This window comes from Bdellovibrio sp. MYbb2 (assembly GCF_056175685.1).
On the sequence record NZ_JBJKJI010000001.1, the window covers coordinates 871095 to 895856 of the forward strand.

Here is a 24762-nt window from a genome sequence, read left to right on the forward strand (position 1 = left end):
GAAAATTTGTCAGAATGGATTCAGGAGATTTCTCATGGATCAAAGAGCAGCGCCAGTTCTGGGCGCCATTGACGACTGCATTGAAAAGTTCGCCGCGGACAGAAAGCAGCATATCGCCCCCTTCATTGAAAAGCATTTCTCAGTGTCTGAATCCATTCAGATTCAGAAAAGGCACTTGCCGTTGGATCTGCTGTTAAGTCCGGTGAATGCGCTTTGGTCGATCCCTTACTTGATGTTAAAAAAGGCGGTAGAGACGTCTGATAAAATGGGCTGGCCCGCGCTGAATCCCATTATCGATATTCTTCCGGCAAGTTTTAAGACGGGCTATCAGAAAGACATTGAAAAGCTGATTGCAACAGAGCTTGTGGGCGAAGGTATCCTGATGGACTACGTTCGCAAAGATCCCGTCTTGGGTCCCATGGTGGCCTCGGGTGCTGTGGAGTTGAATCAGCGCAAGATTCGCAGTGAAGTGCTGAAAGAAATTGAAAAGTATACGTCCAGTCAGGCTATGATCAATGACATCTGCAGCTCCCTGTTAACCTTGGCTGCGGGTTGGACCTATTTCGGGGATAAGTCCCTGGGAATCATGGGGTTGGGCAGCCGCATCGCCGGTAAGATGGCCCGGGAAAAAGCTTCTTCGAATTTCTTCCTGGGTGAAAAAGTGGGCTCGGTTTTTTACGGAGTGTTTCCACCGGCCCCGACAAATACGCAGGTGGTGATGGCGACCTTGGCGGTCGGTACCTTACTGACCGTGTGCAGTCTGTTAGTCAGTGTTCTAAGTGATCCGGCCCGCAAGCGGTTTGGACTGCACGATAAAAAGCTTCATGCCTTGGTGGACAATCTTGAAGAAAAGCTTTTTATCGCCTTGAAGAAAGATCTGAAAAATCACCTTCGTCAGCCTGCTTCGGTGAAGCAGGTGGCCTAATCAGAAGTATTTCTTGTGTTCGATGATCAGGCAGCGGTTGGAAACAACTTTGATCCCGGCCTTTTCGGCGCGGGCTTCAGCTTGGGGATTGGCAATTCCCAGTTGCAGCCATAGCACTTCCACTCCACCCACGGCCAGGGCTTCATCCACGACTTCGTCAATGCGGTCAGAGCTGCGAAACACATCCACAAACTTGCGATATTCAGCGGGAACGTCAGCAAGACTGCCATATATTCTGAATCCACCAGCTTCATGCTTTTTTGGGTAAGTGCCCACCATATCCCAGCCGTGATCTCGCATATACGCGGGCACATAGTGACTGGCTTTGGTGGCGTCGGGGCTTAGCCCGTACACAGAGAATTTTTTGTACTTTTCCAGCAGGGCTTTGAATTCGCTGTCTTTGACATTCATAAGGGCACCTCAGTTTGAATTTCCATGTTCAACGAGGGACGGGTTAAGTTCAAGCTTTCAGCGGGAATTTAGTACAATGACAGCATGAAATCCCTGCATAGACTTTGTTTTAAGCAAACATCTTGATTAAGTTTATCGATTTTTAAAATGAACTGCCCTGAGCTACATTGAATTCATCAGGAGGCAGAAAATATGAAATGTCCAAACTGCAAAGAACCAAATCTTGTGATCTCTGAACGCAAAGGGATCGAAATTGACTATTGCCCTGAATGCCGCGGCATCTGGCTGGATCGCGGAGAGCTTGATAAGATCATCGAAAGATCCGCAGAATACGATGCGGCTCCAAAACGCGAAGAGGTTGTTCAACATCAACAACCCCCTCAGTATCAGCAGCAGCCATATCAGTATCAGAAGCCGTACAAGCGCAGAAAATCATTCCTGGAAGAACTGTTCGACTAGGACTTCTTTTCAGTAAGGAAGTAAGCAAAGGCGAGGGCTGGCATCAGGAACCCCACCCACGATGTCAGCTCCCAGCCGCCACGGGCATAAGCCCATGCACCTAATGTAGAGCCTATTGCTCCTCCCACAAAAATTGTTGCGATAAAGAGTCCGTTCAAGCGGCTGCGGTATTCCGCCTTTAAGGAAAAGATCGCCCTTTGGCCCATCACCAGATTTGCGGTGATTCCGGCATCCAGCAAGATGGCTGAAGCCACCAGTGCCGCCAAAGCTGCAGTAGAGCCACCTTCAAAGAAATGACTTAGCAGGAATGAAAAGGCCGAGATGATCATAGCAATCATGGTGGCAATACGGCTGTGACCTTTGTCGGCGGCTTTCCCCGCAATTGGTGCAATCACGGCGCCGGAAACTCCGACCAGGGCAAAGATCGCAATCGCTGATTGGGACAGATTGAATTTCGGCCCTGCCAGCAACAGGGGACTCGCCGTCCAGAACAGACAGAATGCTCCGAACATACAGGCCTGATAAGCCCCGCGCCGACGAACCACTGGTGTTTCTACAAACAGTCGCCCCATGGATTTTAGCAAATCAAAATAGTGCAGATTCTTGTTTTCGGGATGACGCTCGGGCATGACTTTGTAAAGAACGAGAGCCAGCACGGTCATTAGCGCCGCGGAAAGAACAAACACTGCATGCCAGGAAAACAAATCCGTTAACAGACTTGAAATCGGACGCGACAGCATAATCCCGATCATCAACCCGCTCATCAGACTACCGACGACCTGACCGCGTTTTATCTCTGGAGCAAAGTGCGCCGTGTAGGGCACAAGGATCTGAACAGTTGAAGCACCAAGGCCCGTGGCAAAAGCCGCGATAAAGTAGGGTGTCAGTTGCGAGGCAAAGGCCAATCCCAAAACACCCAGGACTGCAATCCCCATCATGGTCAGAACCAGGCGGCGATTTTCGATGATGTCACCCAAAGGCACAATCAGCAAAACTCCCAGTCCATATCCGATTTGAGTAAGGGTCACGACAAGACCCGCAGCGCTGGGATCCAGTCCCAGTGCCTGACTGATCATGGCGGTGATGGGTTGAGCATAATATAAGTTGGCAACGATGATTCCGACGGCAGCCATCAGAAGCAGGACCAAGCCGCGAGTTAAGGTAGGGTGTGCAGTGTCCGTGTTCATAATCCCGAAGCTACGCCTGCTGGTGAGTTTGCGCAAGCACAGTGATGAAAGCTGACCTGGGCTCGGTATTCGCTAAGGATTCCTAAAGGGATTATTGATCTGCAGTCAAAGATCAATTGCGGTTTTAGGTCTGAATCAGCAACAGTGAAAGTGCTAAATTAGTCTTATCAAAACGTATCTTTGAACAGGAGAACCTTATGAAAATACCACAAATCGGACTGGGAACCTTTCGCCTTAAGGGAGCTGACGCCGAAAATTCCGTAAGAATGGGACTTGAGCTGGGCTATCGCCATATCGACACCGCTCAGATCTATGATAATGAAGCCGAAGTGGGAAAGGTACTGGCTGAAAGTAAGATTTCTCGCGCAGATGTTTTTCTGACCACTAAAATCTGGACAGAGAATTTGTCCAAAGAACGTCTGATTCCCAGCCTGAAAGAAAGTCTTCAGAAGCTGCAAACCGATTATGTGGATTTGGTATTGATTCACTGGCCTTCCCCGGAAGGAAAGGTGCCGCTGGCGGAGACTCTCGAAGCTTTGATGCAGGCCAAATCCCAGGGGCTGACCAAAGACATCGGGGTTTCCAATTTCCCGGTCAGTGAAATGAAGAAAGCCGTAGAAATTGTGGGCGCAAAAAACATCTTTACCAATCAGATCGAGGTTCACCCGTATTTACAAAACCGCAGGCTGGTGGATTATTTGAAGTCAGTAGGGGTGACGGTCACAGCCTATATGCCTCTGGCTTATGGAAAGGTCATGAAAGATGAAGTGCTGCTGAAGATCGCAGACCGTCATGGTGTGACAGCGGCCGACGTGGTTTTATCCTGGCTGATGGATCAGGATATGGTGGTGATTCCGTCGTCTACCAAAAGACAGAACCTGCAAAAGAATCTGCAGGCTCGTCGGGGTCTTTTAAGTGCGGAAGAAAAAGAACTTATTGCCAGACTGGATTCCGCGGAGCGACTGGCCAATCCGCCGTTTGCACCCGAGTGGGATTGATTCAGGATAGGTTTGCTTACATGATCCGCAGAAGGTCTTCCAGGCGATTGTAGCTTTCGCTGAGTCCGCGATGCATGCCGGATTGTAATACCATGTCGCGCGCTGTTTTGGATTCATAGCGCAAGACCACGGTGTGCAAAGTGGTGGTGCCGTCCTCGGTCAGCGACAGATCATTCACGCCTTCGCCCGGATACCACGGTTCATCGAAAAGTTCTGTGGTCTGCAGGTGATCGGGACGATGGATTTCTTTGACCACTCCGTGCATGCCCATTTCTCGGCCGTCCTCATGGCGCCACATATAGTGATATTCGCCGCCCGGTTTGGGATCCAGTGTGCATACTGGCAGCGTCCAGCCTTTGGGCCCCAAGAGCCAGCGCTTCAGATGTTCTGGCTTGGTATAGGCATCAAAGATCTTTTCTTTTGAGGCTTTGAAGGTGCGGGTGATAACAATGTTTCGATCCCCGGCGGATACGACTTTTAAATCGTTCATACGTCCTCCTGCTTTGGTGGCTCTTCGCCAGAATAGCTGACAACTTCCCAAACATGCCCGTCCAGATCCTCAAAACTGCGGCTGTACATAAAACCATAGTCTGTGGGCGGCCGTGCGGACGAGCCTCCGGCTTTTTTAGCCTTGTCGATCAGCGCATCGACCTGCTCTTTTGAATCCACCGAAAAGCAGGTGATGACTTCGATGTTTTTTCCGGCATCGATGATGTTTTTGTCGGTGAAGGTCTGAAAGAAATTTTCATCCAGCAGCATGGCAAAGATATCTTTACCCATGACCATGCAGGCGGCGCTGTCGTTGGTGAACTTCATGTTGTATTCAAAACCCAGATTGCTGAAGAACTCCATGGATCTTTTCAGATTCTTGACAGGAAGATTCACGTAGATTTGGTTTACCATGCATTTCTCCTTCCAGAAGTGGGCAGATTCCATATATTGTTAATAATGTGGCAATAAGTCTCAAGTGAGTGCGAAGGAATACATAAAAACACAAGCAGGAGGAATCACATGGCAAAATACGTTGACGGATTTGTACTGACTGTTCCCAAAAAGAACATGGCCCAGTATCGCAAGATGGCGATGCAGGCTTCCAAAATCTTTCTGAAGCACGGGGCCTTGGAATACAAAGAGTGTGTCGGGGATGACATGAATATTGAATGGGCCCTGCCATTTCCGAAGTTGACCAAAGCGAAATCCGATGAAGTGATCGTGTTTTCCTGGATCACCTATAAATCCCGTGCGGCCCGTGATCGTGCCAACAAAGCGATGATGAATGATCCAAAAATGAAGGAAATGACCCCGGACAAGATGCCATTCAATATGAAACGCATGGCTTATGGCGGCTTCAAGACGATCGTGGATAAGTAGGATTCAGGACGGTTTATGAAAACATTTGGAATTATAGTTGGCTCTTTGGTGGCTTTGTTTTTGGTGTTGGGTCTGATTGCACCCAAAGATTTCAAGGTTAGTCGTGATATCATCATCGACCGGCCTCAAGCGGATGTTTATGCTTATGTGAAGCAGTTAAAGCACCAAAATCTTTGGAATGCGTGGTTTCTGAAAGATCCCAAAGTCAAAATGGACTACAAGGGCGAAGACGGGACTGTGGGCTTTATCGTGACCTGGGAAAGTGCCGTCAAAGACGTGGGTGTGGGCGAGCAAGAGATTAAAAATCTTGTCGACAACAGCCGCGTGGACACCGAAATTCGCTTTAAGGTGCCGATGGAAGCCAGCTTTGATTCCTACGTGATCACGGAATCAGTGGACGCTGCTCAGACCAAAGTGACAATGGGCATGCACGATGAAATGTCCATTCCGATGAACGTGATGAGCTTCCTTTTTAACAAGATCTTTGGTGGCGAAGATCATATCATCCGGGATATGGATCAGAGCCTGATAAATTTGAAAACACAGCTTGAGCAGAAATAAGGAGAGAGTTTATGCAATCTAAATTGGCAACAGGTTCCCGTTATTTACTGGGTTTGATTTACTTTGTTTTTGGTTTGAATGGCTTTTTGCAATTCATCCCGGCACCACCGACTATGCCCGAAGGGGCGATGGCCTTCATGGGGGGGATGATGGCAGCGCCTTATTTCTTTCCGGTTCTTAAAGGGACTGAAGTCATCTGCGGGGCTTTGTTGTTGAGCGGCTTTGCAGCACCTCTGGCTTTGGTGGTTCTGGCGCCGATCACACTGCAGATCTTCCTTTTCCATTCGTTCCTGACACCAGGTCTTGAAAACGTCATTATGCCTGTGGTGATGATTGCTTTGCATGTAATGGCGGCCACAGGATACTGGCATCTTTACAAGCCATTGTTTAAAAGAGGCTGAGGTCGTGGCGGGGTTTTCCCCGTCAGCCGCAAGACTTCTTTGACAATGTTTTTGATCGGACTGGGTTTGCTTAAGTGCTGCTGGAATCCGGACTCCAGCGCCTTTCTGATATCTTCAGTGCTGGTATAAGCCGACAAGGCTATTGCCGGCAGGTGGCGATTCCGCGGGCCTTCCCAGTCCCGTAAAGCACGAATCAGTTCATAGCCGTCCATCTCGGGCATGCCGATGTCCGAAATCAGAATATCAAACTTGCCCTCTTTCAAAAGTGACAAAGCCTGCTTGGGTAAAGAAGTATCCGTGACTAAAGCACCCTCTCTTTGCAGCAGGCGCTTGATCAGAACAAGTGTATCTTCAGAATCATCCACCAAAAACACATGCAAACCTGAAAGGGAGCCCTGGGTTTCGGTTTCGACAAACTGAAGATTTTCACTTTGTCCGCTTAAGGTCAGGGCCGCTCCCTGTGTGGTTTCAACTGACACCAATGGCAACTGGAAACGGAAGGTGGCGCCCTGATTTTTACCGGGGCTGCTGACTTCGATGTTGCCACCGTGAAGTTCAGTCAGGTGTTTGGCGATGGAAAGCCCCAAACCCAGTCCCATGCGTTTGCGGTTTATGCCCGAATCCTCCTGCCAGAATTTTTCAAACATATACGGCAAGTTTTCGCTTTCAATCCCCTGGCCGGAATCCTGAACCGATACGCTAAACTGCGAAGCGTGCCGTTCACAACGGACCTGGATACGGCCGCCGTTGGAGGTGAACTTGATTGCGTTGGACAAAAGATTCCAAAGAATCTGGCGGAAGCGATCCGGATCCACCACTGCTGGCGTGGCCACTTCGCTGCAAGTCAGTTGAACTGAAATATTCTTGGCATACGCCGCACTTTCCAAGGACTCCGTAACCGATTGAATTAGTTCCTGCACGATGATCTTTTTCAGATTCAGTCTTGTTTTGCCGGTGGTGATGCGGGAAATCTCAAGGGTGTCTGACACCAGACGGATTTCATGATTCAGGTTTCGTTCAATGGCGTCCAGCGCATCATGATATTCGCGCGAGTTGGGATCAGAACCCTTTAAAAGATCCAGGCCTCCTTTGATGATATTCAACGGAGTACGCAGCTCATGGGACAATGTCGCCAGAAAGTCGTCTTTTTTCCTGTGGGCGGCATGAAGCTCCTGAATGCGCTCTTCAAGCTCTTTGTGAAGGGCGTTACGGCTCATGGCGATGGAAAGAGTGTTCACCAAAGACTGAATAAAGCGGACTTCTTCCTCAGAGAAATGACGGATGGCCTTGTTCATCAGAAGTAACAAACCAAACAGCTGATTTTTTTCAAGTCCCTGTACGGGCACGAGCAGGCAAGTGTTGAAACCCTCTTCCCGCAAGTCCCGGAAAGAGGAAAGCTTCATCGCCAAATCACCATCCAGCAGCAGTTTCGGAGTCTGCAGACCCCAGAAGCTGGATTTTGCGAATTCTTCTGACATTTTTTCAGAGTCCCTGCGGATCAGTTCGACGGCGGAAAGCTTCAGGCACTTCAAAGCGCTTTGGCGCAGATGTTCGATCATTTGCTCTGGATAAGGTTCGGTCATGACGAATTTGGAAAAATCAAATAGCGTCTGCATTTGTTCAAACTGCTGGCGCATCAGAACTTCGGCGGATTTTCTTTCGATGGCGGCATAAATTCCCCGAACCAGGGTTTCAGAGGACAGTTCGGACTTGCACAGGTAGTCCTGGGCACCCTCATGCACTTTTCTCAGGGCGAACTCACGATCCTCCAAGGCGGAAAGAATAATGATCGGGGCGTCGGGGAGTATCGACTGCATGCGTGGCAGAGTTTCATCCAGGTCGCTGTCCGGCAGGCGCAGATCCAGCAGCACCAGATCATATTTTTTGCCGTCGATCAGCTGCAGGGCGGTCTTCAGCATCGCGGCCCGGTCCAGAGTGATCTCAGGCACGTCCTTTATGCGGCGAAGATAGCGCGAAATGATGAAGGCGTGTTCGTCGTTGTCCTCCACCAGCAGAATATTCAGTGGCTTCAGCGGTGACATCAGTGCTCCTTTTCAGGGGAGGCTTCCGGCTTGCTGATATTGCGATTCCAGATACCCCAGTAGGTCGCCATGCTTTCGACCATTTTTTTTAATTCTTCGGCCTGCAACGGCTTTACCAGATAGCTGTTGGCGTGCAGGTCGTAGGCCTTCAGTTTGTCGACTTCCGCGTCTGAGGTGGTCAGTACAATGATGGGGATCTTGCGAAGTTTGGCGTCATCTTTGACTTCCGAAAGAACTTCGTGCCCGTCAAGGCGGGGCAGTTTCAGGTCCAGCAGAATGATGTCCGGCTTTTCCCGGCTTTCATAGGGAGTCAGTCCTCGCAGATACTGCAGGGCCTGAACTCCGTCGCTCACCCGGTCCACTTTGTGAACAAAGGATTCTTTTTTGAGGTTCCTCATGACGATCAGGGCGTGATCGTCATTGTCTTCAACCAGCAGAATTCTTAATGGATGTTCTTCATCATGACTTGGTTGCATCGAAGGCTCCTCGCTCGGTGAAAAATTTTGGGAAGGCCAGCCAGAACGTGGCGCCTTCGTTTTCACGGGATTCAACCCAGGCACGCCCTCCGTGCAGTTGCATGATTCTTTGCACGATCGCCAGCCCCACTCCGGTTCCTTCTTTGGTGTTGTCCAAGCGCTGGAACAAACCAAAGATTTTTCGGTGATAAGCAGGTGCAATGCCCGGGCCGTTGTCCTTCACGCCCACCAGCATTTCAGTGGGGGCGTCTTTGGTCAGGATCTGGATTTGCGGCTGGGGCATGTCCGTTCCGTACTTCAGGGCATTGGTCACCAGATTTTCCAAAACCTGGTAAAGGCGGCGCCGGTCGCCGATGACTTTGGGCAGATCTGCCGGCACTTGCACGTCGATGTTGCGGTCTTTAAAGCGATTGGAGAAGTTTTCCAGAATCTCGTTGATGATGTCGCTCATGCTGACATCGCTAAGGTTTAATTCCATGCGGCCGGCGCGACTTAACTGCAGCAGATCATTGATAAGTTCCTGCATGCGCTTGTGCGCCTTTTCCAGGCGGTCGATGGAATCGGCGACATCATCCATGTTGCCGCTTTTGATGTCCTCTTTGATAAACTCAATAAAAGATGAACTCGTCACCAGTGGGGACTTCAGATCGTGGGAAACGGTGTAAACGAACTGTTCCATTTCCTGATTCTTTTGCTGAAGTTCATCATAGGCGTGCTTCAGCCGTGTTTCGATGGTTTTTCTTTCAGTGATATCGACGATGGAAGCAATGGCATAGCTGCTGTTGTCGATGACAATGTGATTCAGGCCGATCTCGACCGGGATTTCTTTGCCGTCTTTGCAAAGACCGGACAGATCGCGGCCGGCACCCATTTGGCGCTTGGTCGGATTTTGCATGAAGCTTTCGCGGTGTTGGGGATGGTGCGGGCGTGACCCCATGGGAACAAGTCGTTCTATCGGAGAACCTTTCAGTTCGCCGGGATTGTATCCAAACATCTTTTCCATTTCACCATTGCACAGGACCACGAAGCCGGCTTTGTTCACCATGACGATTCCTGTTGGCAAAGACTCGATAATGGTTTTGAACCGGTTCTCATGCTCGAAGGCTACAGTTTCCACAGATCCCCCTTTATTCCTACGCACAATTTTAGTTTGTTTACGCAAAATTCCGGACGCAATATGTTTGATCACAGGTGTGTCTTCACAACCGGATTTTCTTTAGCACCACTTAGCAGTTCATTTTGGCAAAGCACGCGAATCAACTTTCTCTTTCCTTTAATTTCGCTACCTTCTGGCTGTGAAAGAATTTTCACCAACGCAGGAATCAAGGAGGATGGTATGCGTTTCTCGAAATTAGTTCTGATTTTGTTTTTAGTCACAGCCACATCGCTGACAGCAAAAGGCTTTGTGATGACAGATGCGCCCTACGGGCCACTGCATGATGATCCACAACCCCCTGGATGGTCCGCCTGGACCAGCGTTGGCGGAGTTGGCACTTCAGATCCGGCCACCTGTTCACGCAGCAACTTCCGCACAGATTTGTTCGTTCGCGGAACTGACAATGCTCTTTGGTATCGTCACTGGAATGGATCAAGCTGGGGTTCTTGGACTTCGCTGGGCGGATTCCTGACCTCTTCACCCGCGGCCGCTTGTTGGGGCCCTAATCGCATCGATGTCTTCGTGCGAGGCGGAGACAACGCTCTCTGGCAGCGTACCTTCCGTCACGGTGTGTGGCAGCCTTGGGTGTCACTGGGTGGCTTCCTGACATCAGGTCCGGCGGCAGCATCTTGGACGGGGGGACGTCTTGATGTCTTTGTTCGCGGTGGCGACAATGCCCTCTGGCACAAGTGGTTCACTGGAGGAGCTTGGTCCGGCTGGGAATCGCTCGGAGGAGTGCTGACTTCAGATCCTGCGGCAGTGTCCTGGTCAAGTGGTCGCATCGATGTGTTCGTGCGAGGAACCGACAACGCTCTTTGGCACATCTGGTATTGGGGAGGCTGGTCCGGTTGGGAATCACTGGGTGGAGTTCTAACGTCATCGCCGGGGGTGTCTTCCTGGGGCAATGGACGTCTTGATGTCTATGTGCGAGGCACTGACAATGCCCTCTGGCACAAGTGGTACAGCGGCGGCTGGTCCGCGTGGGAATCGTTGGGCGGTGGTTTAAGCTCCGGCCCGGATGCCACGTCGTCTGCGCGCGGTCGAACGCTGGTGTTCGTGAAAGGCAACGACAATGCGATTTGGTATCGGTCCTGGAAACAGTAAAAATAAAAAAGCCGGGTTTTGCGACCCGGCTTTTTTATTTATTGTCCTGGCATCAAATAGAGCAAATTTGCCCCCGGTCCCAGAGGCAGACCCAGCCAGATCCATACAAACAGCAACAGCGACCAGAAGATCGTGAAGGCAATTGAATATGGCAGCATCAGGGCGATCAACGTTCCCAGGCGGGCTTTCGGATCATATTTATTCGCAAACGCCAGAATCAGCGGGAAGTACGGCATCAATGGCGAAATAATATTCACCACGGAATCCGCCACGCGATAAGAAGCTTGTGTCAGTTCCGGCGCAATTCCCAAAAGCATGAACATCGGCACAAACACCGGGGCCATCAATGCCCACTTTGCCGAAGCACTTCCTAAGAACAGATCCACCACACAAGTCAGAATGATAAAACCGATCATCAGCGGGATGGCGCTCAGGTGCATGTCCTTCAGAAGCTCAGAACCCTTCACTGCCAGAATTAATCCGACGTTAGAGGAATTGAATAAAGAAATAAACTGCGCCGCAAAGAAAACCATGACCAGGTACGGTGCCATTGTCACCATGGCGTCTTGCATGGCATTGGTCACATCACTTTGGGATTTGAAAGTCTTTGCCGCAAATCCATAAGCCACACCGGTGAAGGCCGCCAGGAAGAACACCATCGGGATGATGCCCTTCAAGAATGGGGAATCCAGCAAAGAACCATTGGCAGGATTTCTGAGGAATCCTGAGTCAGGAACTGTGCCCCACAAAACCAGCAGAACGAAGATCGCAAAGACCACACCGGCCCACAGCAGACCTTTTTTTTCATAAGCATTCAGTGGTTCAGGCGCGGTGCGCTCGGCAGAACCTTTGTATTCGCCCAAAAATGGCAGGGTGATCTTTTTTGCCACCAAAGTTCCGATAGCAATAATCAAAACAGATGAAACCGACATGAAGTACCAGTTCACCACCGGGGTGACCGTGTAAGCCGGATCAATAATGCGAGCAGCCTCTTGGGAAAGACCGGACAAAACAGGGTCGGCCACGCTGAGCATGAAGTTGGCGGCAAAGCCCCCGGACACACCGGCAAAACAGATGGCCAGACCCGCCAATGGATTCAAACCGGCGCTATGGAAGGCCATCGCGGAAAGAGGAATCAGTAACACGTAACCGATATCACCCGCGGTGTGGGACATGATTCCCGCCAATAACACAGCCGGAACCAGAAGCTGACGCGGGGACTTGATCACCAGCAATCGCAGCAGGGCGCCAAGAAGTCCACTTTTTTCCGTCAGACTGAAACCCAGCATCGCCACCAGAACCGTTCCCAGGGGAGCAAAGCCGGTGAAGTTTTTCAGCATGTCGGTCAAAACCATGTGCAAACCCGTCACCGACAGCAGATTCACCGCCGTGATGGTTTCTTTTTTGACCGGATGAACGGCCTCAACACCCAAACCACTGATGACCGCAGACAGCAGAACCACCAAAATGGTTAACAACAAGAACATCAGAGCCGGTTGTGGCAGGGCATTCCCCGCGCGTTCCACCTTTAGCAGAAAGCGATACAACGGTCCGGACTCTACAGAATTATCAGTGCTCGACATGTGGAAATTCCCCCTCAAGCGAATATCTTTTAATATTTGTAAGTACTTGTCACATATTAAAGACAAAGTAAGATGAGTTATGAGCGAAGTATTTTCCGAGAAGGTTCTTAAGCTGATCAAAAAGATCCCGGAAGGGAAAGTGGCCACCTATGGGCAGATCGCGGCCTTGGCGGGGAAGCCTCAAGGATCCCGCGGGGTGGCGTGGCTGCTGCATTCCTGTTCTGAAAGTCATAAGCTTCCGTGGCAGCGGGTTTTGAATTCGAAAGGAAAGATTTCTTTTCCGCCCGGGACGAAATCCTATCGTCAGCAAAAGAAGCTTTTAATTTCTGAAGGTGTGCAGTTCGGTGAAGGCGATGTGATTGATATGTCAGTTTTTCAGTGGAAGAAAAAAGTGGCGCCGTTGAAACGCGCTTCGCAAAAGCCACGCATGTTTTCTTAACCGGTTCTGAGTATCCTCGTAAAACCTGCTGCAGTAGCGGGTTTTAAGTTTGTTTGTTTGCGCTTCTTTGGTCTTAAATAGGTCTGGAAACTGGTCTAAGGGTCTTTTCAGTTACAGAGTTGTTAAAGAAGACTCAGGCAATGGCAAAACACACAAACTTAAAAAGTGTCTTAGAGTCCTCGAATAAAAATAAAATTTCAGTTCGGTTTTTGCTGGTCTTGGCAGGTCTGTCCCTAGTGGTAGGATGTGCTGGTGCCAGTGGAGACGGCGAGTGGGCTTCAGGGAATCCGGACAGCGCTCAAGGCGGTGTAACCCCTGATCCTGAAGTTCCGACCACACCGAGTGTCCCGGAAGAGGAAGAAGAGGTGGAAACAACAACGCCACCTTTGGCGGGTCTGTTTTTCTCTTTCAAGCCTGGCACCCAGACGCTGGCATATGGCTTGGGTAAAACCTGGGATGGCTGTGACAAAGAGGCCATCGTGCGCGGCGGTTATGACAGTGATACCAAGTGCGGTAACGGCACGGTGCTGCCGGCCTATGCTGAGCACTTGAACAAGCACTTCTTTGGCTGCGTGGAAAAGGGTTCGTTGGCGGCAGGGTATTCGCAACCAGAGCGGGTCTTTATCCGTCACTGGGGAACTTACGTGAACCGCAATGCCCGAAATTCTTCAAGCTTGAGCATGCATGCTTACGCCCGCGCGATTGATATTGTGAAGTTCATTATTTACGACCGCACCGGCAAGGCGACTTCGGTCAGCACCCATGTGCGGGACTTTAAGGGCACGACGGCCAAGTTTTACAATGCCTTCCGCCAGTGCTGGAAGGACACGATGCCATCGAAATGCCGGCCGGGTCAGCGGGAATACAGCGGCTCGATTGGTATTCCGGGTTCAGAGCTTGGCGGAAACAGTTTGCATAACGATCATATTCATCTCTCATTTCCATTCTGTGCGGGGTAACTTATGAAAAGAATTATTTTTACTTTGATGATTTTGACGGGGACTTCTTTGTCTGCGGTGGCAGCGACTGACGTGGTGGGTGAAAAAACCCTGGATTTAAAAGGCGGCGGTCAGGCCATGATCACCACCCGAAAAGTGGGCGACAAGCTGGGGCGTCCTTATACAATGGAGCTTCGCGTGAATTGTCAGGGTGGGCGCATGGCGTGGCAGGAACTGCCGGTGCTGGATCAAGAGTCTGTTTGTGACGTAAAACCCCAGTCCGCCAAGCTGTCTGAAGACGGCAAAAGCATTGTGGTTTTGATTCGTGAGACCGATTCTGATGAATTCAACCGTCTTTCCAAACAGACTCCGGCGGGAATCCTGGGCGAGATCCAGCCTCAGTGTAAAAAAGAGGCGGCCGAGTTCAAATTCCCGGTGGAAAGTTATTGTTTGCGATAGTTCCAGTCGAATCTGCTCTGAAGCTGTGATAGCTTTGGGGCATGAGTTCAACTTGTTGTGTATGCCAAAAACCCAAAGCCACGCTTCAGTGTGGCTGTTGCAAAGAAGCGGTCTGTAAGAACTGTGCGCAGTTTCTGGAAGAGGGCCGCTTTTCCTTTATGACGAAGGTTCCGGAATTGCTTTCCCACGGGGCTTATTGCACGCCGTGCTTTGATTTCAAAGTCATGCCGGAAGTCGAAGCTTATGATGCCGATCTGGAAGCAGCTCGCAACATCGCGGTCTTTTTCAAGGATCAAAGCAAGGAAACCCGCAATTTCAAACGCACGGAAAAAGCTTTCAAGGTTGTTGATTGCGAGGATCGTGAAGAGACTCTGCTGCGTCTGGCTTTCTTTGCCGTCCAGGCTAAATTCAATGCCATCATTGATGTTGAGATCACTTCCAGGAAAGTTCGCACCGGGGCCTATCAGACTCATCTTTGGAGTGGCAGCGCCATTCCCACGAACTATATCGGCCGCCGTTAAGTAAATGCATAGCCCCGTCCTGGTTTGAACGGGGCCCTTGCCCGGAACGCTCCATCACAACGTGCTCTATTGAACCGTAATCCACACATTTGATTTTCCGTAGCTGCGCACCAGCCGGTTGAAGACATATCCGTTATCAGGGTGCATGCGAATGCAACCGTGGGATGCGCGGGTGCCTAACTTAGACCAGTTGCCTTGAGGTGTGCCGTGCAGGGCAAATCCTCCACTGATAAAGACAGCATAAGGCATGTTGCCCAAGCCATTATAGTCGCCACCGGGGAATTTGCTGGAGCTGTAGCGATCATAGATACGGCCGTTGGGATGTTTGTCAAAGTTAGGGGTGCCGTATCCCGACATGCCGGTGGATACCAGCCATGAACCGCGCAGGGATCCATTCACATACAGATACATGCGTTGACTTGATTTCACCACTTGGGCCCACACCGCGCAGCTGTTGCGAGTGCAACCGCCAAAGATATTCACGATGTCATCCAGATAAGTCTCTGGAAGGTGAGCGGACTGTCCGGTTTCTTCTTCGTAAATTTTATCGAATTGTTCCAGTACTTGCTCGATGTTCGGGTCAAAGGGGTTGATCTCGTCGATCACGGTAGGACTGCGTTTTTGCATTGTTTCGGTGGGCTCTGCCTGGGCAGTATTCACTGTCAAAAACAGCAGAGCGGCTATTGCTCCTGTTATTTGTTGTAGAGTTCTCATGCCACACCTCATTGGTTAGAGAGTTGGGATTTGTCCTCATTGTACTTTGTGGGGGCAAAAATTTGGTAATTTCCGTACAAGCTTGGACGGATGACAGAGAATTTTTCAGATAGGAAGACCGACGAAGGGAACCTTCATGCAAGTTCAGAAAGGGAACGACACGGAAGTCTGGTGTGAGGATTGGGGACAGAATGTGAGCATGTCGAATTTCTCTTCAACATGCTCACTAGCAGCAGACTAGGACTTAAATGGCAGGGCGCCCAGGAAATCTTTTTTGCCAACTTCCACGCCGTTGTGGCGAAGGATGGAATAAGCCGTTGTGACATGGAAATAGATGTTCGGAATCGCGTGATGCAAAACGTAGTCTTCTCCAGTCAGGTACTTTCCTTCCCAGCGGGGCTGAGAGATGTGCTTCTTTTCAGAGCCAGCAAAATCATTGGCAGAAACTGATTCCAGGAAAGCAATCGTGCTTTCGATACGCGCTTTTAGTTCCGGCAAAGTTTTTTCGGTGTCTGGATGGGAAGGAGCTTCTTTGTCTGTCAAACGTGCCACACCCAGTTTCGCTGTATCGCAGGCGATCTGAATCTGACGAGTCAGCGGGAACTGATCCGGTGCCAGTCGGGAGTTCAACAGAACCTCGACATCAAACTTTTTTGTCTCGGCCAGGTGAGCACCCTTGTCCAGAAGTGCGGAAAGATTTTTAAGAGTTTTGATAAATGGGGGAACAGTCATTTCGTAAAGCATGGAAACCTCCGGTGAACAGTGCAGAAGAATTAGAGCAGAGGCTTTTCCCAGTGACAAGTTCTGTGTTGCGGTTAGACTCATTGCCTGCAGCGGGAGTCAGGCCATTGGATTTAAAAAAATATCAGGAGCGCAAAACACAACAGCAGGGCTTTCAGTTGGGCCGGCCGCTGTGTTATTCCTGCATGCAGCCGGGAAAAGCCTGTTATTGCCACGCCATCCAAAGATTTGATCCCCAAATCAGTTTCGCTCTTTTGATTCATCCCATTGAGGTGCGCCGGCGCATCGCCACCGGGCGCATGACGTCTTTGTGTCTGGAAAAGTCTTATTTAATCTCTGGACAGAATTTCAGCGAGAACCCGCAGGTCAATGCCTTGATCAGGGATCCGGCGAATCACTGCGTGATTCTTTATCCGGGGCGGGATTCCAGTGACCTGTCGTTGATGAACCCGCTGGCGCGCCAAAGTCTGGTGCCCGCCGGGAAAAGACTGACCGTGTTTGTGGTTGATGGCACGTGGGCCACAGCAAAAAAGATGATGCGTGAAAGCCATAACCTTCACGCCCTTCCCAAGATCTGTTTTTCTCCTGAAAAACCGTCAGCGTTTCGAGTTCGCAAACAGCCGAAGGAATTCTGCTATTCCACCATCGAAGCGGTTCATCAGACGATTGAATTGTTGGGTGGGGATCTGGGGCTGAATCTGAAACAGCGCCCGCATGACAACCTTCTGGAGGTCTTTGATCTGATGGTGGAGCGTCAGCTGCTTCACCTGCGCCATGCAGAGGAAATTCACGGGCCTTTTAATTCACGTGATCTTAAGGCCCGTGACAGTCGTTAGTGAGTCACTTGCTTGGAAGCAAGGTACTCTTCGTAAGTGATGTGATTGTCGTAAACCACACCCTGATCAATTTCGATAATTCTGTTGGCCACGGTTTGAATCAGTTCATGGTCGTGGGACGTGAAGATCACAGTGCCCTTAAAGCGGCTTAAGCCTTCATTCACGGCCGTGATGCTTTCCAGATCCAAGTGACTCGTTGGTCCGTCCAGAATCAGAATGTTCGCACCTGACAACATCAGTTTAGAGAACATGCAGCGAACCTTTTCGCCTCCGGAAAGAACCTTGGGCTGTTTCAGAGCATCAGTGCCGCCGAAAAGCATTTTACCCAGGAATCCACGCAGGAAGGTTTCGTCTTTTTCTGTGGAGTAAGGGCGCAGCCAGTCCACCAGAGTTTCTTCTTCGCCATTGAAGTAACGGGAGTTGTCCGTCGGGAAATAGCCGACAGAAGTGGTAATACCCCAGTTGTAAGTTCCGGAATCAGCCTGCATTTCGCCAGAGATGATTTCCAAAAGAAGTGTCTTTGCCAGGTCATTGCGACCCAGAAGAGCGACTTTGTCGCCTTTTTTCAGGGTGAAGCTCAGGTTTTTCAGCAGAGTTTCGCCTTCCCAGGTTTTGGTCAGCTTATCAACGACCAGGACATCGTTCCCCAGTTCGCGTTTGATATCAAAGCCGATGAACGGCTTTTTGCGGGAAGATGCCGGCAGATCCACGAACTCCAGTTTTTCCAGTTGTTTTTGACGGGAAGAGGCCTGACGGGATTTCGAGGCATTGGCGCTAAAGCGGGCAATGAAGGCCTTCAGTTCTTCGGCCTTGTCAGAGCTTTTCTTGTTCTGATCTTCGCGCAGGCGCTGATTCAGTTCGCTGGCCTGTCTCCAGAAATCATAGTTCCCGGTGTAAGTGGTCACTTTGCCAAAGTCGATGTCAGCAATGTGCGAGCAGACTTTGTTCAGGAAGTGACGATCGTGCGAAATCACGATGACGGTGTTTTCAAAGTTCAGCAGGAATTCTTCCAGCCACTGGATCGCATAGATGTCCAAGTGATTCGTCGGCTCATCCAGCAGCAGAATGTCCGGGCGGCCAAACAGGGCCTGCGCCAGAAGCACTTTTACTTTTTCGCCGCCGGTAAGCTCTTTCATCAGTTTGCCGTGCAGTTCTTCCGGGATTGCCAGGCCAGCCAGCATCACGGCCGCTTCGGATTCTGCTTCCCAGCCGTTCAGTTCCGCAAATTCGGTTTCCAGGTCAGAAGCACGAACGCCGTCCGCTTCCGAAAAGTCCGCCTTTGCATAAAGAGCGTCTTTTTCTTCCATCACCTTGTACAGGCGGTCATTCCCCATCAGAACGGTCTTCAGTACCGGGAATTCGTCATAGGCATAGTGATCCTGCTTCAGGATAGACAGACGCTGATCAGAGCCGATGATCACTTCGCCGGTGTTGGGCTCGATTTCTTTGGAAAGAACTTTCAGGAACGTGGACTTGCCAGCCCCGTTGGCGCCAATCAGGCCATAGCAGTTGCCTGGGGTGAACTTTACATTCACTTCTTCGAAGAGTTTTTTGCCGCCAAAACGCAAACTTACATTGTTCGTGCTGATCATCGGAAGGGTCCTTTTGAAAGCTGTTTTTTTACGTGTTTCAGGCGGGAAACGCAACCCTTTCCCCATCTGAAAGGGGGCCTTGGAAAAAACTCCCGGTGAAAAGGCCTGGCCGTGTGCTCTTGGCTTGAAAATAGGGGGGCTTGGCGGCTTAATAAATGAATTATGTTTGTAGGAGGACTTATGAAATTTACAGTACTACTGGCCCTGTTTATCAGTCCCTTGGCTTTGGCGGCCGAGACGGAAGTAAAAGAGTTTGATGCGAAAACCATTCATAGTTTCGATATCGAAAATCTGAACGGAAACATCAAAATTGAAGGGGGTCATGAGGATAAAATCGTGATCACGGCTGAAAAAACCGACTTCACCAAGTCCTGCCGCCTGGAATTCAAACAAAAGGGCACGGATCTGGATGTGGAAGTGTCCCGCAAAGGTGTCTTTAAAAAATCAGACTGCACCACCCATTTCACCGTGCTTCTGCCCAAAGTGGTCGAGCTGGATGTGAAAACGGGCTCTGGGAACATCGCTGTCACCGGAACCAAAGGGGACATTGACTTTAAAATCGGCAATGGCCAAGTGACGATCGACGCTGACGTGCACGAACTGGATGGTTCTGCTGGAAATGCGGAAATCAGCGTGAAATCCCTGACGGGCAAATCCGAGCTGAAAATGGGTTCCGGCACGGTGAAGGCCGCATATACCGCCTTGCCAGCCACGGGTGAATTCGAGATCAAATCCGGCAGCGGCAACGTAGAACTGACCCTGCCGGCCGATGCGAAAATTCAGACCAGCTTTATTTCTGTCGGTGGAAAAATGACCAATGAACTGGGCGATACGAAAAATGCCGGATTCAAAGTGAAATTGCAGTCTGGTGCCGCGAACCTGCATATTAAGAAAGCTCCGTAATTGCGCATGACCAAAAAAGCACCTGTCGTCATTGAGGTTTTAAACAGGGTCACTGCAGTTTCCGTGGAAAAACACACGGGCAAGAACTGGGATCAGTGGGTCAGAATTCTGAATGACCAAGGGGCAAAAAATCTTTCCCACAAAGAGATCGTGGCTTTGCTGGGAAAGAAACCTTTCAAGTTGAAGGAATGGTGGCGTCAGATTGTGACTTCAGGTTATGAGGTTCACATCGGCCGCCGTCAGGAAGGCCGCAATCAAAAAGGCGAGCTTTCCGCCACGGTGACACGAACCTTCTATATCAGCGCGGATAAACTTTGGAAGCTGCTGGAATCCCCGGAAGGTCAGGCCGTGTGGCTGAAGCCTTTGTCTCGTTTCAAGTTTAAGCCCAAGAATGTTTTTGAAACCGAAGATGGCTACTTCGGAGAAATCCGCACCATGAAAGAAGGCGAGCGCCTGCGCATGAGCTGGCAGGATCCGGAATGGCACAAGCCCACGATTGTGCAGATTTATGTAATGGGCCGGGTTCCGGGCAAATCCATGCTGGCATTCATGCACGATGGAATCAAAGACACCCGTTCAAAAGCGGCGATTCGCGACCGCTGGACCGAAGCCATCAACGCCCTTGTGGAAATGACTCCGGCGGCTCCGGTACGAAAGAAAAAATCCTAACGACCGCCGACGTTCGTGCGATCAATAATAAATTTCAAAAGAGTTTCACGACTGATGCCGCGTTCTTTCAAAGGACCCTGTGTGCCGATGTGACCGGTTTCTTTGATCCAGCTTTTCACAGTTGAAAGTGTCGACTTTGATGTCGGAACAAATCCGGCGGCCAGATCCAGACAGATGCCGCGAGCAGCACCGGCCTTCGGTGAATAGTCGTGGGAAACAAAGATCCCCTTGTAGCGCCATTTATTATCACGATCGATGTCCGGATAGACCTTGCGATTCAGCTGCGCCCATACTTCGCAGTATTCGGCATTAGTCATGTCCGAACGCAGTTGGTAAGCGAAGGTTTGTACGGAATCCAGAATCCAATCCGCCACTTCGGGCTGCAGAGTCGTGGCCAGTTCGGATCTTAGCTTTGTGAATTTCAGCGTACTGACGCGAAGTTTCGGATCGAACAGGGCCTGAGGCAGCAAATCCGGATAGCGTTCGCCATTTTGTGTGGCCCAGATCTGAGTTGCTTCATAGTTCACGCAGGAATCAAAGAACGACACCGGCATATGACCCAGCAGCGTTTGATAGAACGGCTGACGGCAGGCCTTCAGCACACGGTCTTTCTCGGTGCTGGTCAGGCTGTCGTCGCGGTCGATCTCTTTTTGGAATTTCTTTGAAACGCCAGTGTCATTGCAGTTTTTGCTGGAGGTGTATTCCAGCCCGTCGTGCACCAGGTATTTGATCAGATTGTATTTTTCGGCGGATTTTTTCTTAAGCAGATTTGGATTAAAGCGGTAAGCAGTCACACTTTCTGCAAAATCCTCAAAGGGATTGGATTGACCATAGCGGGACACGAAAGGATGCCCTTGCAGGGCTTTTTTCTTTTCAACTTCAAATCCACCGGCTTTGGCTTCTTTCCAGTTGCTTAGCTGCAGCCACGCTGCCGAGCGGTCATAGTCCGAAAATTGATTGTCAGAATGGTTGTGGGCGATTTCGTGATAAAGCGTGTATTGGCGCATGATCGAGGATTGCTCTGACCACGAATCAAAAAGTTCAATGGCGGCATTGGCCAGAACTTTTCCGCCGTCGTCACCGTAAGAGGCGCGGGTGTAGCCGCGTTTGAATTTGATCAGCTGTTTGTTAAATCCAAAAGGCAGCTGCCCGGGTTTAACCAGTTCAAAGGTCCGAATGACATCGGCGATTTCGCTGGCGGTGAAAAGCGAAGCGCTGGAAAAAGAATAAGGTGATGTGTTCACATCAAACTGATCCATCAGATAAAGCATCTGAGGTCCGACATCGGAACCGAAGATCTTTTGCGCCGCACACAGAGCTTTGTCGCAGGCGGGGCCGATTTTAAATTCTTTCTGGAAATCCTTGATAACTTTTTCTGGCGCCGCACCTTCGCGTCCTAAAGTCAGCAGGCGGCTGAGCGCCAGCACCAGACGGGGGCGTTCATTGGTCATAACCACGCCAAGAACTTCATGAGTTCCCGCTTCATAGCCGTTTTCAATCGGAAGATTTTTATAGTGGCGCTGGATTTCTTCGGTGGTGACCGGCAGTCGCAAACGACAGACGGCAGATTTAACCTGGCGTTCGTTGGCGGCCCACCAGTCAAGTTCCTCTGCGGCCGGGGTGCGCTTGTTGGGCGGAAGAGGCACCACGTGATCGGTTACGTGCGGGCTTTCATTCACCGTTGTTTTGGGCAGATGAGTGCAGGCGGAAAGTACAAAAACAGCTGCCAGAATAAAACGGGATAAAAACAAGCGTAACTCCTCAGAAATAGATCCAATATTGTCTTTTCGGAGAAGGCTCAAAGGGCTTAATGGCGCCGTTGGGAAATCTCAAATTAACACAGGACTTTCAGAGAGGAATTCGCGATTAAAAACTTTCGAAGGTGCCTTTTTCGCGGTTCTTGCGCACTTGAGGCACGTTGAACACCTGGTTGTGGAAGGAAATATAGAACCCCGGTTGCAGAAGCTTCGCAGACAACAAAGCTTCGGTAACATTCTGGGCGGCATCGCTGTCATCAAAACCCATAGGGATCATCGCGCCGGTGAACACCACTGGAACTTTAGGTGTGCCGATGTCCTTAAAGCAGTGTTCGGCAGAAATGTGCATGGTGTCGGTTCCGTGCAGAACAACGATCGGGCTTCCACGCTGCATTTGATCTTTGACGGTGGCAGAAATCAGGGCACGGTCTTCGTCTGTCATATACAGCGAGTCTTTGCTTAACAGCGGGTACACCATGATATTGGTGTACGGCAATCGCATCTTGGAAAGAATGCGGTTTTTAATGCTGGTGCCTCTGTTTTCCAGGGATCCATCGAACTCATTGTAAGTTTTTTCGATGGTACCACCGGTGGTGATAATGATGACGTCTTGAATAGCTGTGCCCATGGTTCGAGATCCTATGTCAACTTTCGGAAGCTGGCAAGAAAAGCAAGAAAGCGGATGCTCGTGGAAAAGCCCCCGTGGTAGCATATGTTGGCAAGTGAGGTGAGTATGGAAGCACGACTGACGATGATCACGCTGGGCGTTCAAAATCTGGCAGTATCCAGAGAATTCTATGAAAAAGGTCTGAAGTGGCCTGTGTCGCCCGCAAGCAATGAAAACGTGGTCTTCCTGCGAACTGGCGGGGTGGCTTTGTCGTTGTTTCCTTCAGAGGAACTGGCGAAAGATGCCGGCGTGGACCCGCAGGGCAGTGGTTTCAGAGATTTTACCATCGCGCACAATGTGAACAGCAAAGAAGAAGTGGCCCAAGTTCTGGCGCAGGCCGAAAAAGCCGGAGGCCGCATCATTAAGCCTGCCCAGGATGTTTTCTGGGGAGGCCACAGCGGGTACTTTGAAGATCCGGATAGATTTTTGTGGGAAGTGGCGTGGAACCCCATGGCGCCACTGAATGAAAAAGGCGAAATGCAGCTGCCTTAGGCCGCAGCGTTTTTACCAGATATTGATAATGTCGTATTCGCGAACCTGAGGGCCATTTTCGACAACGGCGACGCCGCCGACTTTCTGATCCAAAAGCGCTTCGCCCAAAGGACTGTTGGGCGTGACCACCTGAATGCTTTTTCCTTCAAACGGCACACTGACGCCGCCGCCTTTGGCGAGAATAAAGAAGAAGCTGGTTTTTCCGTTGTGTTCCACTTCAATAACAGCGGAAGAAGAAATCCCGTCATTCGGGCCGAAGTCTCGGACACTCAGGTGTTTTAGCAAAAGCAGAACTTCCTCGATATCAGCAATGCGCTTGGCCTGACCGCGTGCCAGGTAAGACGCTTCCAGCCCACGGGTGTCGTATTCGTTTTCAGCTTTGCTTTCCTCGTTGGTGGCCGCATCGATAGTGGCTTTGACGGCTTCTTTAAGAGCCGTCATGTCTGCGACAAGTTGCGTGCGAATAGCTTCAATCAGTTTCTTTTTATCCAAGGGACACCTCGGCCGTCAGTATCGCCGTTTGTGTGAACTCAGGCAATCGATTATGCCCAGTGGCTGACAGACTTCACATGTGAAGAAAATAGAAGAGGGCTTGACGGGGAATCAAGCCCTCTGAGGGAAGGGACAAGGAAAGGTGGAGGGAAGGAATGTAGATTAGTTGCCTTCGGTGCCGGTGCCTTGAGTGGCATTCAGCTTTTCGAAGAAACCCCCTTTTTGAGTTTGAATTTCAATTTTTTGTGCTTTTGCTATCGGAGCTTTCGGCAAATAAATGCTGAGCACTCCGTCTTCGTGGTGGGCTTCAACTTTTGAACCATCCACAGTGTCTGGAACGGTGAAGCTGCGGGTGAAGGTGCTTAACACCTTTTCGTCGCGCTTGCGTTCGCCCGAGATGGTCAGAAGTTTTCCGTTTACCTCGATTTTAATACCTTCTTTTTTGAATCCCGGAACATCCATGCTTAGCAGGTAATGTTCTGCGGATTCAGCCACTTCGCAGGCGGGCGTGAACAGTTGTTCCCGTTTTTCCTGAGCCGGGGTCGCAGCGAAACTTTCGAATATGCGATCCATCTCTTCAAAGAAATTGGAGTTCATTCTGCGAGCGGGCCAATAAGGTGTTGTAGTCAGTCTCATTAAAAACCTCCTTTGCAGGTTTCGTTCTTACACTCTAACGATGTGGTTGCTTGTGCGACTGTCAAGTTGGGTGGATTAAAAATTTTTGCGCCAACCAAAATCAAAGCCGTTAAATAAAGTGCAAGAAGCAGTTCTTTAATAAGATGTTTGATGGAAAAAGAATCTGTTCGTCTCATGACCGACAACCTCCTTTCGTGGGTCAAAAAGAGGAACCAAAAAATCAGTTTGTTGC

31 protein-coding genes are annotated in these 24762 nt (G+C 50.3%); 15 read left to right on the forward strand and 16 right to left on the reverse strand.

Features of this window, described 5'->3' with window-relative positions; all coding sequences use genetic code 11:
- Positions 1-34 precede the first annotated feature (34 nt).
- Entirely contained in the window at positions 35-925 is an 891-nt protein-coding gene (locus AC04MQ_RS04335) for a DUF6635 family protein (RefSeq protein WP_475391216.1), read from the forward strand.
- Here the strand turns inward: AC04MQ_RS04335 and AC04MQ_RS04340 are convergent, their stop codons facing one another.
- Positions 926-1336: a CoA-binding protein gene (locus AC04MQ_RS04340; protein ID WP_475391218.1), complete on the reverse strand. Its 411-nt coding sequence runs from the start codon at positions 1334-1336 to the stop codon at positions 926-928.
- A 192-nt stretch (positions 1337-1528) separates the two neighbouring features.
- Between AC04MQ_RS04340 and AC04MQ_RS04345 the strand changes: the two genes are divergently transcribed.
- A complete protein-coding gene (locus AC04MQ_RS04345) occupies positions 1529-1795 on the forward strand; it encodes a TFIIB-type zinc ribbon-containing protein (protein WP_475391219.1) in 267 nt (88 codons plus the stop codon).
- Here the strand turns inward: AC04MQ_RS04345 and AC04MQ_RS04350 are convergent.
- Positions 1792-2982 carry an MFS transporter gene (locus AC04MQ_RS04350; protein WP_475391221.1) on the reverse strand — a complete coding sequence of 397 codons (1191 nt, stop codon included), beginning with the start codon at positions 2980-2982 and terminating at the stop codon, positions 1792-1794. The two genes, AC04MQ_RS04345 and AC04MQ_RS04350, sit on opposite strands and share 4 nt — an antisense overlap.
- Positions 2983-3179: 197 nt before the next feature.
- Between AC04MQ_RS04350 and dkgB the strand changes: the two genes are divergently transcribed.
- Positions 3180-3980: a 2,5-didehydrogluconate reductase DkgB gene (gene dkgB / locus AC04MQ_RS04355; protein ID WP_475391222.1), complete on the forward strand. Its 801-nt coding sequence runs from the start codon at positions 3180-3182 to the stop codon at positions 3978-3980.
- Positions 3981-3996: 16 nt separating this feature from the next.
- On the opposite strand, the gene AC04MQ_RS04360 is transcribed toward dkgB, so the two are convergent.
- Positions 3997-4470, reverse strand: coding sequence for an SRPBCC family protein (locus tag AC04MQ_RS04360; protein ID WP_475391224.1), 474 nt, complete (start codon positions 4468-4470; stop codon positions 3997-3999).
- Positions 4467-4883, reverse strand: coding sequence for a VOC family protein (locus AC04MQ_RS04365; RefSeq protein ID WP_041578084.1), 417 nt, complete (start codon positions 4881-4883; stop codon positions 4467-4469). Before AC04MQ_RS04365 ends, AC04MQ_RS04360 begins: the two co-directional genes overlap by 4 nt.
- A gap of 108 nt (positions 4884-4991) precedes the next feature.
- On the opposite strand from AC04MQ_RS04365, the gene AC04MQ_RS04370 reads away from it, so the two are divergent.
- From AC04MQ_RS04370 to AC04MQ_RS04380, 3 genes are read left to right on the forward strand one after another with little or no spacing between them, the layout of a single operon-like run.
- Positions 4992-5351: a DUF1428 domain-containing protein gene (locus tag AC04MQ_RS04370; RefSeq protein WP_015092637.1), complete on the forward strand. Its 360-nt coding sequence runs from the start codon at positions 4992-4994 to the stop codon at positions 5349-5351.
- A 15-nt stretch (positions 5352-5366) separates the two neighbouring features.
- Entirely contained in the window at positions 5367-5912 is a 546-nt protein-coding gene (locus AC04MQ_RS04375) for an SRPBCC family protein (protein ID WP_015092636.1), read from the forward strand.
- Positions 5913-5923: 11 nt separating this feature from the next.
- The gene (locus AC04MQ_RS04380; RefSeq protein ID WP_041578083.1) at positions 5924-6313 is read left to right on the forward strand and encodes a DoxX family membrane protein; all 390 of its coding nucleotides are present in this window, start codon (positions 5924-5926) and stop codon (positions 6311-6313) included.
- On the opposite strand, the gene AC04MQ_RS04385 is transcribed toward AC04MQ_RS04380, so the two are convergent.
- Genes AC04MQ_RS04385 through AC04MQ_RS04395 form a run of 3 tightly spaced genes read right to left on the reverse strand, consistent with a single transcriptional unit; the run spans position 6286 to position 9948 of the window.
- Positions 6286-8355 (reverse strand): hybrid sensor histidine kinase/response regulator, encoded by a 2070-nt coding sequence (locus AC04MQ_RS04385; protein WP_475391227.1) that lies wholly within the window; start codon positions 8353-8355, stop codon positions 6286-6288. The two genes, AC04MQ_RS04380 and AC04MQ_RS04385, sit on opposite strands and share 28 nt — an antisense overlap.
- Positions 8355-8831 carry a response regulator gene (locus tag AC04MQ_RS04390; protein WP_475391229.1) on the reverse strand — a complete coding sequence of 159 codons (477 nt, stop codon included), beginning with the start codon at positions 8829-8831 and terminating at the stop codon, positions 8355-8357. Before AC04MQ_RS04390 ends, AC04MQ_RS04385 begins: the two co-directional genes overlap by 1 nt.
- The gene (locus AC04MQ_RS04395; RefSeq protein WP_041578081.1) at positions 8815-9948 is read right to left on the reverse strand and encodes a sensor histidine kinase; all 1134 of its coding nucleotides are present in this window, start codon (positions 9946-9948) and stop codon (positions 8815-8817) included. The genes AC04MQ_RS04390 and AC04MQ_RS04395 overlap by 17 nt, the downstream gene beginning before the upstream one ends.
- A 219-nt stretch (positions 9949-10167) precedes the next feature.
- On the opposite strand from AC04MQ_RS04395, the gene AC04MQ_RS04400 reads away from it, so the two are divergent.
- Positions 10168-11091: a PLL family lectin gene (locus AC04MQ_RS04400; RefSeq protein WP_041578079.1), complete on the forward strand. Its 924-nt coding sequence runs from the start codon at positions 10168-10170 to the stop codon at positions 11089-11091.
- Between the two features lie 38 nt (positions 11092-11129).
- Here AC04MQ_RS04400 and AC04MQ_RS04405 read toward each other — a convergent pair whose 3' ends face one another.
- Positions 11130-12674 (reverse strand): AbgT family transporter, encoded by a 1545-nt coding sequence (locus tag AC04MQ_RS04405; RefSeq protein ID WP_475391232.1) that lies wholly within the window; start codon positions 12672-12674, stop codon positions 11130-11132.
- Between the two features lie 79 nt (positions 12675-12753).
- Here AC04MQ_RS04405 and AC04MQ_RS04410 point away from each other — a divergent pair, with 79 nt between their 5' ends.
- The 4 genes from AC04MQ_RS04410 (at position 12754) to AC04MQ_RS04425 (ending at position 15031) form a co-directional block, all read left to right on the forward strand.
- Positions 12754-13113, forward strand: a complete 360-nt coding sequence (locus AC04MQ_RS04410; protein ID WP_475391234.1) for an MGMT family protein — start codon at positions 12754-12756, stop codon at positions 13111-13113.
- Between the two features lie 140 nt (positions 13114-13253).
- Entirely contained in the window at positions 13254-14072 is an 819-nt protein-coding gene (locus tag AC04MQ_RS04415; protein WP_475391236.1) for a hypothetical protein, read from the forward strand.
- 3 nt (positions 14073-14075) lie between these two features.
- A complete protein-coding gene (locus tag AC04MQ_RS04420) occupies positions 14076-14510 on the forward strand; it encodes a hypothetical protein (RefSeq protein ID WP_475391238.1) in 435 nt (144 codons plus the stop codon).
- 158 nt (positions 14511-14668) lie between these two features.
- Positions 14669-15031, forward strand: coding sequence for a hypothetical protein (locus AC04MQ_RS04425; RefSeq protein WP_015092625.1), 363 nt, complete (start codon positions 14669-14671; stop codon positions 15029-15031).
- A 66-nt stretch (positions 15032-15097) separates the two neighbouring features.
- Here the strand turns inward: AC04MQ_RS04425 and AC04MQ_RS04430 are convergent, their stop codons facing one another.
- Complete coding sequence (locus tag AC04MQ_RS04430; RefSeq protein ID WP_041578075.1) at positions 15098-15745, reverse strand: L,D-transpeptidase; 648 nt, start codon at positions 15743-15745, stop codon at positions 15098-15100.
- A gap of 237 nt (positions 15746-15982) precedes the next feature.
- Positions 15983-16489, reverse strand: coding sequence for a DUF1993 domain-containing protein (locus tag AC04MQ_RS04435; protein ID WP_475391240.1), 507 nt, complete (start codon positions 16487-16489; stop codon positions 15983-15985).
- A gap of 104 nt (positions 16490-16593) precedes the next feature.
- On the opposite strand from AC04MQ_RS04435, the gene AC04MQ_RS04440 reads away from it, so the two are divergent.
- Complete coding sequence (locus AC04MQ_RS04440) at positions 16594-17322, forward strand: tRNA-uridine aminocarboxypropyltransferase (RefSeq protein ID WP_475391242.1); 729 nt, start codon at positions 16594-16596, stop codon at positions 17320-17322.
- On the opposite strand, the gene AC04MQ_RS04445 is transcribed toward AC04MQ_RS04440, so the two are convergent.
- Positions 17319-18914 carry an ABC-F family ATP-binding cassette domain-containing protein gene (locus AC04MQ_RS04445; protein ID WP_015092621.1) on the reverse strand — a complete coding sequence of 532 codons (1596 nt, stop codon included), beginning with the start codon at positions 18912-18914 and terminating at the stop codon, positions 17319-17321. The two genes, AC04MQ_RS04440 and AC04MQ_RS04445, sit on opposite strands and share 4 nt — an antisense overlap.
- A gap of 180 nt (positions 18915-19094) precedes the next feature.
- Here AC04MQ_RS04445 and AC04MQ_RS04450 point away from each other — a divergent pair, with 180 nt between their 5' ends.
- Both AC04MQ_RS04450 and AC04MQ_RS04455 read left to right on the forward strand, forming a co-directional pair.
- Positions 19095-19817, forward strand: coding sequence for a DUF4097 family beta strand repeat-containing protein (locus tag AC04MQ_RS04450; RefSeq protein ID WP_475391244.1), 723 nt, complete (start codon positions 19095-19097; stop codon positions 19815-19817).
- A gap of 6 nt (positions 19818-19823) precedes the next feature.
- Positions 19824-20486 carry an SRPBCC domain-containing protein gene (locus AC04MQ_RS04455; protein ID WP_015092619.1) on the forward strand — a complete coding sequence of 221 codons (663 nt, stop codon included), beginning with the start codon at positions 19824-19826 and terminating at the stop codon, positions 20484-20486.
- Here AC04MQ_RS04455 and AC04MQ_RS04460 read toward each other — a convergent pair.
- Both AC04MQ_RS04460 and AC04MQ_RS04465 read right to left on the reverse strand, forming a co-directional pair.
- Positions 20483-22237, reverse strand: a complete 1755-nt coding sequence (locus tag AC04MQ_RS04460) for a hypothetical protein (RefSeq protein ID WP_475391246.1) — start codon at positions 22235-22237, stop codon at positions 20483-20485. The genes AC04MQ_RS04455 and AC04MQ_RS04460 overlap by 4 nt on opposite strands.
- A gap of 115 nt (positions 22238-22352) precedes the next feature.
- Complete coding sequence (locus AC04MQ_RS04465; protein WP_015092617.1) at positions 22353-22871, reverse strand: asparaginase domain-containing protein; 519 nt, start codon at positions 22869-22871, stop codon at positions 22353-22355.
- Positions 22872-22976: 105 nt separating this feature from the next.
- On the opposite strand from AC04MQ_RS04465, the gene AC04MQ_RS04470 reads away from it, so the two are divergent.
- Positions 22977-23402: a VOC family protein gene (locus AC04MQ_RS04470; RefSeq protein ID WP_015092616.1), complete on the forward strand. Its 426-nt coding sequence runs from the start codon at positions 22977-22979 to the stop codon at positions 23400-23402.
- Positions 23403-23414: 12 nt separating this feature from the next.
- Here AC04MQ_RS04470 and AC04MQ_RS04475 read toward each other — a convergent pair whose 3' ends face one another.
- The 3 genes from AC04MQ_RS04475 to AC04MQ_RS04485 form a co-directional block, all read right to left on the reverse strand.
- On the reverse strand, positions 23415-23894 hold the full coding sequence (locus AC04MQ_RS04475; RefSeq protein WP_015092615.1) for a GreA/GreB family elongation factor: 480 nt from the start codon (positions 23892-23894) through the stop codon (positions 23415-23417).
- A 162-nt stretch (positions 23895-24056) separates the two neighbouring features.
- Positions 24057-24530 (reverse strand): Hsp20/alpha crystallin family protein, encoded by a 474-nt coding sequence (locus AC04MQ_RS04480; RefSeq protein WP_475391249.1) that lies wholly within the window; start codon positions 24528-24530, stop codon positions 24057-24059.
- Positions 24530-24706 carry a hypothetical protein gene (locus AC04MQ_RS04485; RefSeq protein WP_158320251.1) on the reverse strand — a complete coding sequence of 59 codons (177 nt, stop codon included), beginning with the start codon at positions 24704-24706 and terminating at the stop codon, positions 24530-24532. The genes AC04MQ_RS04480 and AC04MQ_RS04485 overlap by 1 nt, the downstream gene beginning before the upstream one ends.
- Positions 24707-24762: the final 56 nt, after the last annotated feature.

Bases quoted from the DNA above. Each gene is read 5' to 3' on its own strand.
- AC04MQ_RS04360 (WP_475391224.1), bottom strand. From the start codon at position 4,470: ATGAACGATTTAAAAGTCGTATCCGCCGGGGATCGAAACATTGTTATC.
- AC04MQ_RS04415 (WP_475391236.1), top strand. From the start codon at position 13,254: ATGGCAAAACACACAAACTTAAAAAGTGTCTTAGAGTCCTCGAATAAA.
- AC04MQ_RS04340 (WP_475391218.1), bottom strand. From the start codon at position 1,336: ATGAATGTCAAAGACAGCGAATTCAAAGCCCTGCTGGAAAAGTACAAA.
- AC04MQ_RS04405 (WP_475391232.1), bottom strand. From the start codon at position 12,674: ATGTCGAGCACTGATAATTCTGTAGAGTCCGGACCGTTGTATCGCTTT.
- AC04MQ_RS04390 (WP_475391229.1), bottom strand. From the start codon at position 8,831: ATGCAACCAAGTCATGATGAAGAACATCCATTAAGAATTCTGCTGGTT.
- AC04MQ_RS04465 (WP_015092617.1), bottom strand. From the start codon at position 22,871: ATGGGCACAGCTATTCAAGACGTCATCATTATCACCACCGGTGGTACC.
- dkgB (WP_475391222.1), top strand. From the start codon at position 3,180: ATGAAAATACCACAAATCGGACTGGGAACCTTTCGCCTTAAGGGAGCT.
- AC04MQ_RS04445 (WP_015092621.1), bottom strand. From the start codon at position 18,914: ATGATCAGCACGAACAATGTAAGTTTGCGTTTTGGCGGCAAAAAACTC.
- AC04MQ_RS04335 (WP_475391216.1), top strand. From the start codon at position 35: ATGGATCAAAGAGCAGCGCCAGTTCTGGGCGCCATTGACGACTGCATT.
- AC04MQ_RS04410 (WP_475391234.1), top strand. From the start codon at position 12,754: ATGAGCGAAGTATTTTCCGAGAAGGTTCTTAAGCTGATCAAAAAGATC.
- AC04MQ_RS04470 (WP_015092616.1), top strand. From the start codon at position 22,977: ATGGAAGCACGACTGACGATGATCACGCTGGGCGTTCAAAATCTGGCA.
- AC04MQ_RS04450 (WP_475391244.1), top strand. From the start codon at position 19,095: ATGAAATTTACAGTACTACTGGCCCTGTTTATCAGTCCCTTGGCTTTG.
- AC04MQ_RS04365 (WP_041578084.1), bottom strand. From the start codon at position 4,883: ATGGTAAACCAAATCTACGTGAATCTTCCTGTCAAGAATCTGAAAAGA.
- AC04MQ_RS04480 (WP_475391249.1), bottom strand. From the start codon at position 24,530: ATGAGACTGACTACAACACCTTATTGGCCCGCTCGCAGAATGAACTCC.
- AC04MQ_RS04385 (WP_475391227.1), bottom strand. From the start codon at position 8,355: ATGTCACCGCTGAAGCCACTGAATATTCTGCTGGTGGAGGACAACGAC.
- AC04MQ_RS04370 (WP_015092637.1), top strand. From the start codon at position 4,992: ATGGCAAAATACGTTGACGGATTTGTACTGACTGTTCCCAAAAAGAAC.
- AC04MQ_RS04380 (WP_041578083.1), top strand. From the start codon at position 5,924: ATGCAATCTAAATTGGCAACAGGTTCCCGTTATTTACTGGGTTTGATT.
- AC04MQ_RS04400 (WP_041578079.1), top strand. From the start codon at position 10,168: ATGCGTTTCTCGAAATTAGTTCTGATTTTGTTTTTAGTCACAGCCACA.
- AC04MQ_RS04375 (WP_015092636.1), top strand. From the start codon at position 5,367: ATGAAAACATTTGGAATTATAGTTGGCTCTTTGGTGGCTTTGTTTTTG.
- AC04MQ_RS04455 (WP_015092619.1), top strand. From the start codon at position 19,824: ATGACCAAAAAAGCACCTGTCGTCATTGAGGTTTTAAACAGGGTCACT.
- AC04MQ_RS04485 (WP_158320251.1), bottom strand. From the start codon at position 24,706: ATGAGACGAACAGATTCTTTTTCCATCAAACATCTTATTAAAGAACTG.
- AC04MQ_RS04345 (WP_475391219.1), top strand. From the start codon at position 1,529: ATGAAATGTCCAAACTGCAAAGAACCAAATCTTGTGATCTCTGAACGC.
- AC04MQ_RS04420 (WP_475391238.1), top strand. From the start codon at position 14,076: ATGAAAAGAATTATTTTTACTTTGATGATTTTGACGGGGACTTCTTTG.
- AC04MQ_RS04350 (WP_475391221.1), bottom strand. From the start codon at position 2,982: ATGAACACGGACACTGCACACCCTACCTTAACTCGCGGCTTGGTCCTG.
- AC04MQ_RS04430 (WP_041578075.1), bottom strand. From the start codon at position 15,745: ATGAGAACTCTACAACAAATAACAGGAGCAATAGCCGCTCTGCTGTTT.
- AC04MQ_RS04425 (WP_015092625.1), top strand. From the start codon at position 14,669: ATGACGAAGGTTCCGGAATTGCTTTCCCACGGGGCTTATTGCACGCCG.
- AC04MQ_RS04435 (WP_475391240.1), bottom strand. From the start codon at position 16,489: ATGCTTTACGAAATGACTGTTCCCCCATTTATCAAAACTCTTAAAAAT.